Genomic DNA, 14,569 nt, shown 5'->3' on the forward strand with positions numbered 1-14,569 from the left:
ATGGGTTAAATTAATGATTTTCTTTCACTAATATTTTATTTTGGTCGATCTCCCATACGCCACCTTTACCAAAAAGCTTGTCAAGGAATATATCCATTGTGTTTGTTCGTACGAGTAGATCCAGCACCGTAAAACGGCGGCGGATATATTGTGCTCTTTTGAATGTTCTTTTTAAATAAGTTTTGGATATGCCAATATGCTCCGGTTCATAAGGGGCACCAACCATTTTCAAACGGTTTTTGACCTCCTGAAAAGGAACCAACTGCTTGTGTAGCCGCTCTTTGATAGAAGGCCAGTTATCTTTCAGTGATTGTAGTTGCAGTACCAGGGCTTCTTGATCGATATATTTTGCTTTGGTCTCCTGTACGCCTATTTCGGGAAAGTCTGTGTCCTTAAAGAGGGATCTGGCTTCCTGCTCAAGTGTTTCGGGCGAAGGCCAGGTGGTGCAGCATTGACGAATGTCCAATTGATCAAAAGGGTATTTCAAAAGCTCTTCATATAGGGCGGAGATGGCCAGCGTACCGATAGCGACTTGAAAACCGTGGGAAATATGCTCTCCTTGATTGGTATGGTGCTCCATATTCCACAGGTGGCTGAATTGATGTTCGGCTCCTGAGGCCGGACGACTGGATTTTGACCATTGCATGGCAAACCCCCCTAACATCAACCCACTGATTAGTTCTAATGTGGCCTTGGTGTCTCTCTTGCGCAAGCCTTCGGGATCTGATAAGGCATCGTGCAGACCGTCCTGTACGATACTCCAAGCTTGGGGGTCGATAGGCTCTACCCCCAAACTATCCGCCAATATCCAATCGGCCCCTGCCGTTATCTTAGCAAATAGATCGGCGTATCCCGAAGCGGTCATCTCTTCCGGTGCATTGCGAAGAATTTCTACGTCTGCTACGCATACCTTTGGCGCAGGGCAGTTGAAGGTCTGTTTTGCGCCGTCCGCGGTGATAGAAGCTCCAAATGCTGTATAACCGTCCATAGATGCCGCTGTTGCTACACACATATATTCCCGACCGTTTTGATGAGCAGCCAATTTGGTCAAGTCATTTATTGTGCCCGACCCGACGGCTATCGGCGTGGCCTGGTGTGTAGCGAGTGAAGCAGACAATTGTTCTACATAGCTATATTCGGCATAGAGATCCGGATCATGGAATATAAAGGCAGGTTCCTGGGCGATACCGTTGACCTCCAATAATTCGGACACATGACGTCCGGCCACGGCATACGTGGTTTTGTCCGCGATGATGACGGCTTTTCTGTTGCCAAAATACGTTCTGAATAAATCGGGAACCTTGTCTAGGATATTGCTTTCCATCAACAGGTCCTTGGTTTCACTTGCAGCCTTTAAGGCGGCTTCTACTTTTGTTGACATTGTTTTTAAATATTTTTTTGTTTCTGGACAACCACAAGGGATGCCCCTACGTTCTTTTCCAAATTTTCAAATTCCCACATTTTCAAATTATCTCATTTCTTGCCATGCAGGACTTTCCAAACCTCTATGGGTAAGTCAGATTCAATAATGTCGGGTTTTTTATCGATTTCTTCTTGGTATCGTTTGTCACGTTCGATAGCATCTTTGATCTTATCGTGTGAAGGTGCAACAGATATCATGCAGCGTACACCTTTTTCCCTTAGTTTCCTGACGATAGCTTCGTTCTTCTTATCAATGGTCCAGCCCACGTAGGCAATCGTATTTTTCCAAGGTACTCCTGAGATTTCCATATCAGCGTATTCTTTTTCGTTTCGGGCGAATGCTGAAAGCATGATGTTGGGAAAATGATCGTAATAATAGCGGGCCTGTGCTCCGGTATGGACGGTCAGCATGACGTGTTTTTCGGCCTTGTGCTTCCTTATCAGCTCGACAACCATGTGCAGTGGAACATCTTTTTTGTCGAGGTTGATGACCGTCTTGCCCCGGCTCCACAGGATGGTTTCTTCTAAAGTGGGGATTTTATAGGGGGTGACATTGCCTTTGGCGTCTTTCAGCCTAACGGATGCTAATTCCGCATACGTGTAATCGGAAAGCTTTCCGGTGGCTGTCGTCGTCCTGTCGAGTGTGGCATCGTGCATCAGTACGATGACACTGTCTTTGGTGAGGCGAGGGTCGATCTCAAAAAATGCCGGCATCACGTCCAGTACACCTTGAAGACCTTCCAAACTATTCTCGGGGAAATCTATACCTCCGCGGTGTCCGCTGATGATAATGCTACCGTCATTTTTATACCTGAAAAAATCTTGTAATTCTTCGGTCGTTTTAAAGTTCAGATAGTTGGATTTCTTTTTCTGTGCGTCTGCCGAGTGAGGGGCAAACAGAAGAGATAGGCCCACGATTAGGGAGAGTTGCTTAGCTTGTTTTAGTAGGATCATGCTCTGCTTCGTTTATAATAAAAAAAGATTGAGTAACAAATATAGCAACCAAATCGAAAAATAGAAATAAAACGAAACAATATAATACAAAAATCCTTTCTATTTGAGTAGAAAAGCTTTGATGTTCGCAATTATTTTCTTTATTTTACGCTTACGTAAATGTTGTTTTCATGATTTTAAGTATTGCCGAGCGGCATAAGTATATATTGGGTACGCTTCAGAAAGAAGGATTTGTAAAGGTAGTGGATATTGCTAACAAGCTAGATGTCACTACCGTAACCATCCGTAAGGACTTGAAAGCTCTGGAAGAAAAGGGCCTGCTTTACCGTACCCACGGGAGTGCCAGTCCTGTCAATCCGCATACTGCCGACCGAAACGTAAAAGAGAAAGAGAAGATACGGACAAAGGAAAAGCAACTGATCGGTATTTTTGCGGCAAGATTGATCGAGGAGGACGATTCGATCATCATCAATTCGGGATCGACGATATGTGCTTTTGCTGAGCAGATCGAGCCGAAAGGCAGGCTTACCGTAGTTACCTCGTCCATAAAAGCGACTTCTATACTTGGTGAGCACGAGGGGATCAATGTGTCGCAACTCGGCGGGACACTCCGCAGGAGCTCCATGTCAGTGATTGGTAATTATACGTTGAGTTTTTTGGAGAATATTACCTGTTCAAAGGTTTTTTTGGGCGTAGATGGTATAGATCCTGATTTTGGTGTAACTACGTCCAATATCGAGGAGGCCGAACTGAATAGGGCTATGATGTCGGTTTCGCTCAAAACAATTGTGCTCTGTGATTCTTCTAAGTTTGGCCGGAAGGGGTTTGGCAAGATCTGTAATCTGGATAAAATTGATGTCGTCGTGACCGATGAAGATATATCCTCGTCTATGTGCAAGTTGCTTGAGGAGAATGGAGTGGAAGTGATCGTAGCGAGATGATTGTAGGCAAGGTATTTTTTACCGTTATCAGAAACAAATTTTGTAGCTTTGAATAAAAGCTCCAATCAAGAAACACATGTTATCATGCAGAAAAAGCACATCATCTCTTTATTGACCCTTTTCTTTCTTGTTTGCATAGAATCTGCGGCAATAGCCCAAGAGAAAATTAAAATCTTTTCCTACAACGTTTTGTATGGCTTGCAGAAGGACTCTGTGGAGAATATAGAACGGTATAAGCAATTGATCAATGAGTTGCAGCCTGATATTGTGGCCACCCAGGAAATGAACGGCTGGACACAAAAAACATTGGAAGGACTAGCCAAAAGCTACGGTCATCCCTACGCTTTGCAATCCAAGGAAGAGGGCTTTCCGGTAGCACTGACATCCAAAACCCCTTTGGTGAACTTCAAAAAAGTAACGGAAAACATGTGGCACAGCTATATCTATGCCAAGATAAGGGATATTCATGTTTTTGTTATCCATTTTTCGCCTTTTAGCTATCAGAAACGTATGGAAGAGGTCACGAATATTATCGCACAGACAGCCGAGATACCCGCTCATGAACCCATACTGATCATGGGTGATTTTAATTCGTTGGCTGAATCAGACCGTGACCATTATGGAGAGAAAGTGCTGGCAGGTATGAAGAAAAGCGAGCAACAGCATGCACATATCCGCAATCTAAATAATGGACAGGTCGATTATTCTGTGCTGAACAAACTCGTTGAAGCAGGTTTTAAAGATTCGTACAGATTGCTGAGCAAGGAATTTGATAGTAGCCTGCCGACTTTCAAAGACGGTAAAGGAAAGATCAAACAGACCAACTCGGGTATTGCCAAGCGTATAGACTTTCTGTGGTGCAATGATGCGGCAGCCAAGCGTGTGACCAAAAGTATTATCTTGAAAAACGCACGAACACATATTATCTCGGATCATTATCCGGTGTATGTGGAGATGGATATACAGTAGAGATGTAAGACTTACGTCTCTATAGGATACCATTTGTGACCCAGTACAACCCAAACAGTGATCTACCTCTCTTTTTATATCCGATAAAATTTATATTTTTGTTCAATAAACGAGAGAGAAAAATATGGAGAATTTACAAGGGCAGGGTTTGCCAGTCGACTACGTTCCTATTCTTATACAGCTTGCCGTGGCGGTAGGCTTCGGTATATTCGCGATTATTTCTACCCATTTATTGGGTCCTAAGGTCAGGACCGAAAACAAGCTCAGCGCTTTCGAATCGGGTGTCGAGGTAATCGGAAATGCAAGACAGCCCTTTTCCATCAAATATTTTTTGGTGGCCATATTGTTCGTGATCTTCGATGTTGAGGTGATCTTTATGTATCCTTGGGCGGTAAACTTCCGGGAGTTTGGTATGGAGGGAATGATCGAGATGTTTATCTTCATGGGGCTACTCTTGTTGGGCTTTATTTACGTCATCAAGAAAAAGGCTCTCAATTGGGATTAGATTGATTCTAAATAGATTTCCGGCCCGTTGATCGTTGGAATATGTGCGTATATTGTGGGCCGTATAAATAAGGAAACGGAGAGATAATATGAGTAAGGTTACCTTAGCTGAAGCCCCCCCGGGTGTAGAAGGAGCTGGATTTTTTGCCACTACTTTAGACAAGGCCATTGGTTTGGCAAGAGCAAACTCGCTGTGGCCATTGCCATTTGCGACCTCCTGTTGTGGTATTGAGTTTATGGCAACGATGGGTTCGACGTATGATTTGGCACGTTTTGGTGCGGAGCGTCCCAGTTTCTCTCCCCGACAAGCAGATATGTTATTGGTCATGGGAACCATCGCCAAGAAAATGGCTCCCGTATTGAGGCAAGTGTACACACAGATGGCTGAGCCCAGATGGGTGATTGCCGTGGGCGCCTGTGCGTCTAGTGGAGGGATATTTGATACCTATTCAGTATTGCAGGGCATAGACGAAATCATTCCGGTAGACGTGTATGTGCCGGGCTGCCCACCGAGACCGGAAGCTATTCTGGACGGTGTACTCAAATTGCAGGATATCGTCAAGAACGAATCGCTGAACAGAAGAAATACACCGGAGTATAAAGCATTGTTGGAAAAATACGGAATACAGACAGATAATGGATAAGTTGGACAATCAAGGTATTTGGACATATCTCCAGGAGAAGTTTGGAGAGCGGGTTGGTATCATCGGTGAGCCCCATGGCTTGTTGACCATCTCTACGTCCAAAGATGATATTATTGAGTTGCTTTCTTTTCTGAAGGACGACGAAAAGTTGCAATTTATCTATCTGACCGATATTACAGCGGTACATTACCCGAAGCAGCAGAAAGCTTTTGCGGTAGTATATCATGTACACAATTTATATAGAAATGTTCGCTTGCGTGTCAAGGTTTTCCTAGAGGGCGAAACACCCACAACCCCTACAGCTACTACTATTTGGAACGGAGCCAATTGGATGGAAAGAGAAACCTACGATTTTTTTGGAGTGGTTTTCGAAGGCCATCCCGATCTAAGACGTATATTGAATATGGACGATTTGGATGTTTTTCCGATGCGCAAGGAATATCCGTTGGAAGATCCCAATCGTGTGGATAAGAAGGATTTTTATTTTGGGCGATAAACGACGAGCAGATGAGCAAATCCATAAGTAAAATAACGCACAATAACCCTGTCTTTTATGACAATGATCCGCAAGATGAGCTGATCACGCTCAATATAGGACCTACTCACCCTGCCACGCACGGTGTATTCCAGAATGTGTGCCAGATCGATGGAGAGCGCATCGTCAGTGGTGTATCTACGATAGGTTATATTCACCGGGCGTTTGAGAAGATTGCTGAGCATAGACCATTTTATCAGATCACGCCCTTGACGGATCGGCTGAACTATTGCTCTTCTCCTATCAACAATATGGGGTGGCATATGACAGTAGAGAAGCTGTTGAATATCGAGATACCCAAGCGTGTGCAGTACATGCGTGTGATCGTGATGGAGTTGGCGCGTATCGCCGACCATATCATTTGCAATGGGATATTGGGTGTGGATACAGGGGCCTTTTCGGGTTTCTTGTACGTCATGCAGGAGCGTGAGTTTATCTACGAGATATTTGAAGAGATCTGCGGTGCCCGTCTGACGACGAATATCGGTCGTATAGGCGGTTTTGAGCGTGATTTTAATGAGGTTGCGTTTAGAAAGATCAAGGAATTCATCAAACGTTATCCACCCGTATTGGAAGAATTTGAGGAACTGTTTGTCCGAAACAGGATCTTTATCGAACGTACGTCGGGTGTAGCTGCGGTCACGCCGGAGCAAGCCCTGAGCTACAGTTGGTCCGGCCCTATTCTGAGGGCTACAGGTGTAGATTATGATGTGCGTGTAGTGGACCCGTATTGCTCGTACGAAGAATTTGATTTTGAAGTGCCCGTAGGAACGAGTGGGGATGTGTATGACCGTTTTATGGTGCGCAATGCTGAGATGTGGCAGTCGCTCCGCATTATCGGGCAGGCTTTGGAAAAAATAGAAAAGGAGCCTCAGGGTATCTTCCATGCAGATGTTCCGGAATTCTATCTGCCTCCCAAAGAGCAGGTCTACAACAACATGGAAGCGTTGATCTATCATTTCAAGATTGTGATGGGTGAGTGGGAAACGCCGAAATCCGAGGTGTACCATGCCGTAGAGGGAGCCAATGGGGAGCTGGGCTTTTATCTGATCCATGATGGCGGTCGTACGCCGTACCGTCTGCATTTTAGAAGACCGTCCTTTGTCAATTACCAGATGTTTGCTCCGATGAGCAGCGGGATGTTGATTTCGGACGCGATTATCAATATGAGTAGTTTAAACGTTATAGCGGGAGAATTAGATGCTTAGTATAAAAGAAAATCAACCTGTCGAATTTTCTTCCGAGCTGTTTGCCCAGTTCGGAGAGATCGTAGGGCGCTATCCCGAAGGTAAACAAAAGTCAGCCTTACTGCCTATCCTGCACTTGGTACAGGCGGAGTATGGGTGGTTGAGTACTGACGCCATGGACAAGGTGGCCGCATATTTGGGCATCAAGCCTATCGAAGTCTACGAAGTGGCAACATTCTATACCATGTATTTTTTGGAGCCCAGAGGCAAGTACACCCTAGAGGTTTGTCGTACGGGGCCCTGTTGTCTGGTCGGTGCAGAGCGTATCATGACACATATAGAGAAGAAGTTGGGCGTCAAGGAAAACGAAGTGACACCCGATGGATTGTTCTCCTGGCGGGGTGTGGAATGTCTGGCAGCCTGTGGCTATGGCCCGGTATTGCAGATAGGCCCCGAATATACATTTTATGAGAATTTAACAGAAGAAAGCGTCGATCAACTGATCGAAACTTTACGTAATAAAGCACAACACGAAGCTTAATGGATTATGGGTCGTAAGTTATTATTAGAGCATATCAACGTTCCGGGAATACAGACTTTTGAAGTTTATCGTCAAAAGGGAGGCTATCGTGCGGTCGAAAAAGCGTTGAAATCCATGTCTCCGGATGATGTGGTGGAAGAGGTCAAGAAATCCGGATTGCGCGGACGTGGGGGAGCGGGTTTCCCGACAGGGATGAAATGGAGTTTTTTGGCCAAGCCGGAAGGTGTTCCACGTTATCTCGTGTGCAACGGTGATGAGTCCGAGCCCGGCACGTTCAAGGATAGGTACCTGATGACTCATATTCCCCATGCACTGATCGAGGGGATGATCGTATCGAGCTATGCCCTGGGTGCCAATACCTCCTATATCTATGTGCGTGGTGAGATGATGCCCCAGATCCGTATCCTGGAAAAAGCTATTGCTGAGGCAAAGGCAGCCGGATTTTTGGGCAAGGATATTTTAGGAACAGGTTATGACCTGGAATTATATGTTCAACCGGGAGGAGGTGCGTACATCTGTGGGGAGGAGACAGCTTTGTTGGAATCTTTGGAAGGTAAACGAGGCAATCCCCGTATCAAACCTCCATTTCCGGCGGTAGCGGGCTTGTATGGCTGTCCGACCGTGGTCAATAATGTCGAATCCATTGCCGCTACGGTTCCGATCGTCAATGATGGAGGCGAGGAGTATGCAAAGATCGGCATCGAACGCAGTACAGGAACCAAGCTGATTTCGGCCAGTGGCAATATCAATAAGCCAGGTGTGTATGAGATAGAGCTTGGTGTGCCGGTAGAGGAATTTATCTATTCGGACGAATATTGTGGTGGCATCGCCAATGGCAAACGTCTGAAAGCTTTGGTAGCAGGAGGTTCATCCGTACCTATTTTGCCGGCAAACCTGATTTCGACGACGATAAAAGGTGAGCCTCGATTGATGACATATGAATCCCTTGCGGATGGTGGTTTTCAGACCGGAACGATGATGGGATCCGGTGGTTTTATCGTATTTGATGAGGACCAATGTATCGTACGTAATACGTGGAACTTTACCCGTTTTTACAGTCACGAGAGCTGTGGACAGTGTTCGCCTTGCCGTGAAGGTACAGGGTGGATGGAAAATGTCCTCTACAATATCGAAACAGGGCAAGGGTCAATGGAAGACATTGACCTGCTATGGGATATACAGCGTAATATTGAAGGCAATACCATTTGCCCATTGGGGGATGCAGCAGCTTGGCCGGTAGCGGCGGCGATACGCCATTTCAGAGATGAGTTTGAATGGCATATTACGCATCGTGACGAGTCGCAGCAGAGAAATTATGGTTTGGCGCATTATGCCGATCCGTTGGAATATGCGTAGGGGCATAAGATCTTTTGCCCGTACTTTTTTAAGATAGCAGAGACAATGGCTGAAGAAGAAGTAAAATTTAAAGTAACGATAGACGGCATTCCGGTAGAAGTGGCTCCGGGAACGACCATTCTGAATGCGGCACGTCAGATAGGGGGAGATATTGTGCCTCCTGCCATGTGCTACTACTCAAAATTGGAAGGTTCGGGAGGAAAATGCCGTACTTGTCTGGTCAAGGTCGCCAAAGGATCGGAAAAAGATCCACGACCTATGCCCAAGCTAGTCGCTTCCTGCCGTACAACGGTCATGGACGGTATGGAGGTACACAATATCACATCGCCCGAAGTCATCGAAGCACGTCGTGGAGTCGTGGAGTTCCTACTGATCAACCATCCACTGGATTGCCCGGTATGTGATCAGGCGGGAGAGTGCAAATTGCAGGATCTGAGCTACGAGCACGGTCTGGAACAAACGCGTTTTGAGTTTAGCAAGCGTACATTCGAACGTATCGATATAGGTGGCAAGATACAGTTGCACATGAATCGTTGTATTCTTTGTTACCGCTGTGTATATGTGGCCAATCAATTGACGGACAATAGGGAGCATGGTATTATCGGTCGGGGTATCCACTCGGAGATATCGACCTATATCGAGAAGGCGCTGGACAGTGATTTTATCGGTAATGTCATTGATGTATGCCCCGTGGGTGCATTGACGGATAGGACATTCCGATTCAAGAACCGCGTGTGGTTTACCAAGCCGGTCAATGCACATCGTGACTGTCCGACCTGTTCGGGCAAGGTGACCTTGTGGTACAAAGGCGAAGATGTGCTTCGTGTGACCGGGCGTAAGGATGAGTTTGGGGAAGTGGAGGAATTTATCTGTGATACCTGTCGATTTGAGACTAAAAGTACAGCAGATTGGATATTGGAAGAACCGGCTCCTATCGATCATGAATCGGTGATTGCAGCTAACCATTATTATGAGTTCAATCTTCCTCCAGTGATTCAGGAGAACAAGAAATTGCAGTTGGCCAATGAAGAACAATTGGCTCGTACGGAACGATTAAAATAAGCGAGGATGGAAGTTGCTTTTATTTTAGAGAAGTTGATTTTGGTGGTTATCATTTTTACGGTAACCTTGGTTATAGCGATGTACTCTACATTGGCAGAGCGTAAGGTCGCCGGTTTTATGCAGGATAGGTATGGCCCGGATCGGGCTGGTATATTTGGCCTGCTCCAACCTTTATGTGATGGAGGGAAATTTTTTTTCAAGGAAGAGATCATTCCGGCAGGCGCGCACAAGCCTTTGTTTATCCTGGGGCCTGTCATTGCTATCATTACGGCCTGTATCAGTTCGGCTGTGATCCCTTGGGGACAGGAGCTCGTGATCAATGGCAAGGCTGTTTCATTACAGGTGGCAGACGTTAATATCGGCGTGTTGTACATTTTTGGTGTGATTGCTTTGGGTGTGTACGGTATTATGTTGGGCGGTTGGGCGTCGAACAACAAGTTTTCCCTCATGGGAGCTATCCGGGCTGCTTCGCAGAGTATCAGCTATGAGATCGGCATGGGGCTGTCGTTGATCGCCTTATTGATGGTCACAGGTACATTGTCCGTAGGCGAGATCGTTGCACAGCAATCCGGTTTTGTCAACTGGAATATTTGGGTGCAACCTTTGGGTTTTCTGGTGTTTATTACATGTGCTTTTGCAGAATGTAACCGGGTGCCTTTCGATTTGCCCGAATGTGAAACCGAACTGGTCGGTGGCTATCACACCGAGTATTCGTCGATGAAGTTGGGTTTGTACATGTTTTCGGAATATATCAATATGTTTGTCTCCTCGGCCTTGATGGCATCGCTCTATTTCGGTGGGTACAACTTTCCGTTCATGTATGACCTGGGATTGTCCCAAAACTGGATTACGGTCATCGGTGTGTTGGTGTTCTTTTTGAAAATATTCGGGTTTATCTTTTTCTTCATGTGGATTCGTTGGACATTGCCACGTTTTCGCTACGACCAGTTGATGAATCTGGGATGGAAGATATTGATACCGTTGGCCATTGCCAATATTGTGTTGACCGGGGTGGTTACGTTAGTAAAGGATACATATTTTTAAGAGTTATCAAGTGAACGGGTTAACAAGTTATCAAGTGAACGAGTTATCGAGTTAACAGGATAACAAGATCACAAGTTAACAGGGTCACAAGAAAGAAAAAATAAACTATGCAGTCATTAAGCAATAGAAAAAAGGTACTCGAGCAAAAGCCGATGAATATATGGGAGCGCATGTACTTGCCTGCCATTGCTAAGGGGCTTTCGATTACCATACGACATTTTTTTAAGAAGATCCCGACGATCAAATATCCGGAACAGATACGCCCTTATTCCAAGAATTTTAGGGGACAGCATTCGCTGAAACGTGACGAGCAGGGAAGGGAGCGGTGTACAGCTTGTGGCTTGTGTGCTCTGTCCTGTCCGGCCGAAGCGATTACGATGATCGCTGCTGAGCGCAAGAAAGGTGAGGAGCATCTGTACAGGGAAGAGAAATATGCAGCGGTGTACGAGATCAATATGTTGCGTTGTATTTTCTGCGGATTGTGTGAGGAGGCTTGCCCCAAAGAGGCGATCTATCTGGATGGTCCGCATGTGACCGCAGACTATCTGCGTAAGGACTTTATATACGGGAAGGATAAACTGGTCGAACCAAAATTTGATATTACCCAACTAAAACAGGAAAAAATATAAGCTCATGACCGCATTTTATTTTGTAGCTTTTTTGTCTATTTTCTTTGCGCTGATGACCATCTTTACGAAGAATCCGGTGCACAGTGTACTCTATCTGGTGATTACTTTTTTCACGTTTACGGTACATTACATCATGCTCAATGCCCAGTTTTTGGCTGTGGTCAATTTCATTGTGTATATGGGTGCGATCATGGTATTGTTCCTGTTCGTACTGATGCTCTTGAATCTCAATAAGGATACCGAACCAATGAAGTCCAATCTGGTCAAGATCATGGGAGCCGTAGCAGGGATGTGTCTGCTAGCTACGTTTCTGGGAGCCTTTCGGGTGATCGAATTGGATAATGGTTTTGTGACGGGTAATTCGGATGTTGGTTTGGTAAAAAATCTGGGAAAGGTATTGTTTGATGAATTTTTGTTGCCGTTCGAGCTATCGTCCATATTGTTGTTGACGGCGATGGTCGGTGCCATATTATTAGCTAAAAAAGAAACGAAGGAAGCCTAATGGATCATATCATTCAACATATACAGGGGATACCGTTAAATCATTATTTGATTTTCTGTAGTATCATTTTTGCGATCGGTGTGGTCGGCGTGTTGATCCGCCGCAATGTCATCATCATCATGATGTCCATTGAGCTGATGCTGAACTCGGTCAATCTGTTATTGGCTGCTTTCTCGGCATACCGGGGAGATGCCAGTGGACAGGTATTTGTGTTTTTTGTCATGGCGTTGGCTGCGGCAGAGGTTGCTGTGGGACTGGCTATTGTCATCATGGTGTACCGAAATACGAAATCTGTAGATTTGGAGTCGTTGAGCAAATTGCGTTGGTAAATATATAAGCAGACTTAGATACTTATTTATGAAAGAACTTATTTGGTTAATTCCTTTGTTGCCTTTGGTTGGTTTCTTGATCAATGGTTTGGGGCAGAAGATATTGCCTAAGTCCCTGATCGGAATCATCGGAAGTGGTGTGGTGCTTGTTTCGTTTTTGATAAGCTGTGTGCTTTTTGGAGAGGTTAGGGCCTGGCGCGATGCAGGAGAGAGTGGAGCATATATGCACCAATTGTTTGACTGGATTTCGGTAGGTAATTTTAAATTGTCCTTTTCCTTTTTGTTGGACCCGTTGAGCAGCTTGATGTTGCTCATCGTGACCGGTATAGGTTTTTTAATCCATGTATATTCGTATGGCTACATGCTACACGATGAAGGTTTTGGGAAATTCTTCTCGTACTTGAACCTCTTCATCTTTTTCATGTTGTTGTTGGTGTTGGGGTCCAATTACCTCATCATGTTTATCGGTTGGGAAGGTGTAGGTCTCTGTTCTTATCTGCTGATTGGTTTTTGGTACAAAAACTCGGATTATTCCTCGGCAGCAAAGAAAGCTTTTGTGATGAACCGGATCGGAGATCTGGGCTTTCTGATAGCTGTGTTTGCGATCATAGCCACTTTCGGGTCGTTGGAATTTGCAGAAGTCTTTCCTAAGGCCGCCCAATTCCCGATGGGTGATGCAGCATTGTTACTGATCACGTTGATGTTGTTTGTGGCAGCTACGGGCAAATCAGCGCAATTGCCTTTGTTTACCTGGTTGCCGGACGCGATGGCGGGCCCTACACCGGTATCGGCCTTGATCCATGCGGCGACGATGGTGACGGCAGGTATCTACATGATCGCCCGTTCGAATATCTTATTCACCTTATCACCGGTTACGATGCAGGTCATTACGGTGGTTGGTATTGCGACGGCACTTTTGGCAGCCTTCATTGCCATTACGCAGAATGATATCAAGAAGGTATTGGCCTATTCTACGGTATCTCAATTGGGCTATATGTTCTTAGGCTTGGGAGTAGGTGCCTTTACGGGCGCATTTTTCCATGTATTGACGCATGCCTTCTTCAAAGCCTTGTTGTTCTTGGGCGCAGGATCGGTCATCCATGCGATGAGCAATGAACAGGATATGCGGATGATGGGAGGACTGAAAAAGAACTTACCTGTCACTTATATCACGATGCTGATCGGTACGGTTGCGATAGCCGGTATTCCGCCATTGTCGGGCTTTTTCTCCAAAGACGAAATTTTGGCACATGCCTTTTTTGCCAGTCCGGTTTTTTGGGTATTGGGTTTTATCGGGGCGTTGTGTACGGCTTTTTATATGTTCCGCTTGTTGTCCATGACATTTTTTGGCAAGTTCAGGGGTACGGAGGAACAGAAGCATCATTTGCACGAGTCACCATGGCAGATGACCTTTCCTTTGATTGTGTTGGCAGTTTTATCGGCTGTAGGTGGTTTGTTGAATGTACCGGAGGCACTTGGTGGCGGACATTGGTTGGGCGAATTCCTCAGCCCAGTATTTGCAGATACGAATGCGGTAGCAACGCCATTTCACCTGTCCCACAGCACAGAGTATATACTGATGGCTGTGTCGACAGTAGGTGCGGTAGGGATGGCTATCTTTGCCTTAAATAAATATGGCCGTTTGACATCAACAAACGAAGTGGCTGAACCGAGTTTCTTGTATAAGCTTTCTTACCATAAGTTTTATATTGATGAATTGTACGACACGCTGGTCGTGAAACCATTGGATGCGCTTTCAATCGTGTTTTACAAGGTGTTTGACCGTGGGGGAATAGATCGTCTGGTCAATGCCGTAGGTGAATTCTTTGTTCTATCGGGCAGAGGTATTCGTCAGATACAGAATGGTCACGTTGGGTTCTATATATTTATGATGGTGATCGGGATCGTGGCGATTATGTTGTATGGATTTTTGCATGTTTAGTTTTTAAA

The 14,569-nt window shown here is 45.4% G+C and carries 16 protein-coding genes; 14 read left to right on the plus strand and 2 right to left on the minus strand.

Features of this window, described 5'->3' with window-relative positions:
• Positions 1-10: 10 nt before the first annotated feature.
• Positions 11-1,381 (minus strand): sn-glycerol-1-phosphate dehydrogenase, encoded by a 1,371-nt coding sequence (locus tag G5B00_RS02815; RefSeq protein ID WP_163871736.1) that lies wholly within the window; start codon positions 1,379-1,381, stop codon positions 11-13.
• A gap of 92 nt (positions 1,382-1,473) precedes the next feature.
• Entirely contained in the window at positions 1,474-2,376 is a 903-nt protein-coding gene (locus G5B00_RS02820) for a glycerophosphodiester phosphodiesterase family protein (RefSeq protein WP_163871737.1), read from the minus strand.
• A 170-nt stretch (positions 2,377-2,546) separates the two neighbouring features.
• Between G5B00_RS02820 and G5B00_RS02825 the strand changes: the two genes are divergently transcribed.
• The 14 genes from G5B00_RS02825 to nuoL all read left to right on the plus strand — a co-directional run bounded on the left by G5B00_RS02825 (position 2,547) and on the right by nuoL (position 14,561).
• Positions 2,547-3,317 (plus strand): DeoR/GlpR family DNA-binding transcription regulator, encoded by a 771-nt coding sequence (locus tag G5B00_RS02825; protein WP_205966272.1) that lies wholly within the window; start codon positions 2,547-2,549, stop codon positions 3,315-3,317.
• A gap of 84 nt (positions 3,318-3,401) precedes the next feature.
• Positions 3,402-4,286 (plus strand): endonuclease/exonuclease/phosphatase family protein, encoded by an 885-nt coding sequence (locus G5B00_RS02830; RefSeq protein ID WP_163871738.1) that lies wholly within the window; start codon positions 3,402-3,404, stop codon positions 4,284-4,286.
• A 124-nt stretch (positions 4,287-4,410) separates the two neighbouring features.
• Complete coding sequence (locus tag G5B00_RS02835) at positions 4,411-4,791, plus strand: NADH-quinone oxidoreductase subunit A (RefSeq protein ID WP_163871739.1); 381 nt, start codon at positions 4,411-4,413, stop codon at positions 4,789-4,791.
• 88 nt (positions 4,792-4,879) lie between these two features.
• Complete coding sequence (locus G5B00_RS02840) at positions 4,880-5,434, plus strand: NADH-quinone oxidoreductase subunit B (RefSeq protein WP_163871740.1); 555 nt, start codon at positions 4,880-4,882, stop codon at positions 5,432-5,434.
• On the plus strand, positions 5,427-5,930 hold the full coding sequence (locus G5B00_RS02845) for an NADH-quinone oxidoreductase subunit C (protein WP_163871741.1): 504 nt from the start codon (positions 5,427-5,429) through the stop codon (positions 5,928-5,930). The genes G5B00_RS02840 and G5B00_RS02845 overlap by 8 nt, the downstream gene beginning before the upstream one ends.
• An 11-nt stretch (positions 5,931-5,941) precedes the next feature.
• Complete coding sequence (locus tag G5B00_RS02850; protein WP_205966273.1) at positions 5,942-7,177, plus strand: NADH-quinone oxidoreductase subunit D; 1,236 nt, start codon at positions 5,942-5,944, stop codon at positions 7,175-7,177.
• Complete coding sequence (gene nuoE, locus G5B00_RS02855) at positions 7,170-7,697, plus strand: complex I 24 kDa subunit family protein (RefSeq protein ID WP_163871742.1); 528 nt, start codon at positions 7,170-7,172, stop codon at positions 7,695-7,697. The genes G5B00_RS02850 and nuoE overlap by 8 nt, the downstream gene beginning before the upstream one ends.
• Positions 7,698-7,703: 6 nt before the next feature.
• Positions 7,704-9,053 carry an NADH-quinone oxidoreductase subunit NuoF gene (gene nuoF, locus G5B00_RS02860; RefSeq protein ID WP_163871743.1) on the plus strand — a complete coding sequence of 450 codons (1,350 nt, stop codon included), beginning with the start codon at positions 7,704-7,706 and terminating at the stop codon, positions 9,051-9,053.
• A 45-nt stretch (positions 9,054-9,098) separates the two neighbouring features.
• Positions 9,099-10,115, plus strand: a complete 1,017-nt coding sequence (locus G5B00_RS02865; protein WP_163871744.1) for a 2Fe-2S iron-sulfur cluster-binding protein — start codon at positions 9,099-9,101, stop codon at positions 10,113-10,115.
• A gap of 6 nt (positions 10,116-10,121) precedes the next feature.
• On the plus strand, positions 10,122-11,159 hold the full coding sequence (nuoH, locus tag G5B00_RS02870; RefSeq protein ID WP_163871745.1) for an NADH-quinone oxidoreductase subunit NuoH: 1,038 nt from the start codon (positions 10,122-10,124) through the stop codon (positions 11,157-11,159).
• Positions 11,160-11,266: 107 nt separating this feature from the next.
• Positions 11,267-11,788 (plus strand): NuoI/complex I 23 kDa subunit family protein, encoded by a 522-nt coding sequence (locus G5B00_RS02875; protein WP_163871746.1) that lies wholly within the window; start codon positions 11,267-11,269, stop codon positions 11,786-11,788.
• A gap of 4 nt (positions 11,789-11,792) precedes the next feature.
• Positions 11,793-12,290 (plus strand): NADH-quinone oxidoreductase subunit J, encoded by a 498-nt coding sequence (locus G5B00_RS02880; protein ID WP_163871747.1) that lies wholly within the window; start codon positions 11,793-11,795, stop codon positions 12,288-12,290.
• Positions 12,290-12,619, plus strand: coding sequence for an NADH-quinone oxidoreductase subunit NuoK (gene nuoK, locus G5B00_RS02885; RefSeq protein WP_163871748.1), 330 nt, complete (start codon positions 12,290-12,292; stop codon positions 12,617-12,619). The genes G5B00_RS02880 and nuoK overlap by 1 nt, the downstream gene beginning before the upstream one ends.
• A gap of 28 nt (positions 12,620-12,647) precedes the next feature.
• The gene (gene nuoL / locus G5B00_RS02890) at positions 12,648-14,561 is read left to right on the plus strand and encodes an NADH-quinone oxidoreductase subunit L (protein WP_163871749.1); all 1,914 of its coding nucleotides are present in this window, start codon (positions 12,648-12,650) and stop codon (positions 14,559-14,561) included.
• Positions 14,562-14,569 lie beyond the last annotated feature (8 nt).

This window comes from Parapedobacter sp. SGR-10, from assembly GCF_011030405.1.
Taxonomy (GTDB): domain Bacteria; phylum Bacteroidota; class Bacteroidia; order Sphingobacteriales; family Sphingobacteriaceae; genus Sphingobacterium.

Bases quoted from the DNA above. Each gene is read 5' to 3' on its own strand.
- G5B00_RS02815 (WP_163871736.1), bottom strand. From the start codon at position 1,381: ATGTCAACAAAAGTAGAAGCCGCCTTAAAGGCTGCAAGTGAAACCAAG.
- G5B00_RS02820 (WP_163871737.1), bottom strand. From the start codon at position 2,376: ATGATCCTACTAAAACAAGCTAAGCAACTCTCCCTAATCGTGGGCCTA.
- G5B00_RS02825 (WP_205966272.1), top strand. From the start codon at position 2,547: ATGATTTTAAGTATTGCCGAGCGGCATAAGTATATATTGGGTACGCTT.
- G5B00_RS02830 (WP_163871738.1), top strand. From the start codon at position 3,402: ATGCAGAAAAAGCACATCATCTCTTTATTGACCCTTTTCTTTCTTGTT.
- G5B00_RS02835 (WP_163871739.1), top strand. From the start codon at position 4,411: ATGGAGAATTTACAAGGGCAGGGTTTGCCAGTCGACTACGTTCCTATT.
- G5B00_RS02840 (WP_163871740.1), top strand. From the start codon at position 4,880: ATGAGTAAGGTTACCTTAGCTGAAGCCCCCCCGGGTGTAGAAGGAGCT.
- G5B00_RS02845 (WP_163871741.1), top strand. From the start codon at position 5,427: ATGGATAAGTTGGACAATCAAGGTATTTGGACATATCTCCAGGAGAAG.
- G5B00_RS02850 (WP_205966273.1), top strand. From the start codon at position 5,942: ATGAGCAAATCCATAAGTAAAATAACGCACAATAACCCTGTCTTTTAT.
- nuoE (WP_163871742.1), top strand. From the start codon at position 7,170: ATGCTTAGTATAAAAGAAAATCAACCTGTCGAATTTTCTTCCGAGCTG.
- nuoF (WP_163871743.1), top strand. From the start codon at position 7,704: ATGGGTCGTAAGTTATTATTAGAGCATATCAACGTTCCGGGAATACAG.
- G5B00_RS02865 (WP_163871744.1), top strand. From the start codon at position 9,099: ATGGCTGAAGAAGAAGTAAAATTTAAAGTAACGATAGACGGCATTCCG.
- nuoH (WP_163871745.1), top strand. From the start codon at position 10,122: ATGGAAGTTGCTTTTATTTTAGAGAAGTTGATTTTGGTGGTTATCATT.
- G5B00_RS02875 (WP_163871746.1), top strand. From the start codon at position 11,267: ATGCAGTCATTAAGCAATAGAAAAAAGGTACTCGAGCAAAAGCCGATG.
- G5B00_RS02880 (WP_163871747.1), top strand. From the start codon at position 11,793: ATGACCGCATTTTATTTTGTAGCTTTTTTGTCTATTTTCTTTGCGCTG.
- nuoK (WP_163871748.1), top strand. From the start codon at position 12,290: ATGGATCATATCATTCAACATATACAGGGGATACCGTTAAATCATTAT.
- nuoL (WP_163871749.1), top strand. From the start codon at position 12,648: ATGAAAGAACTTATTTGGTTAATTCCTTTGTTGCCTTTGGTTGGTTTC.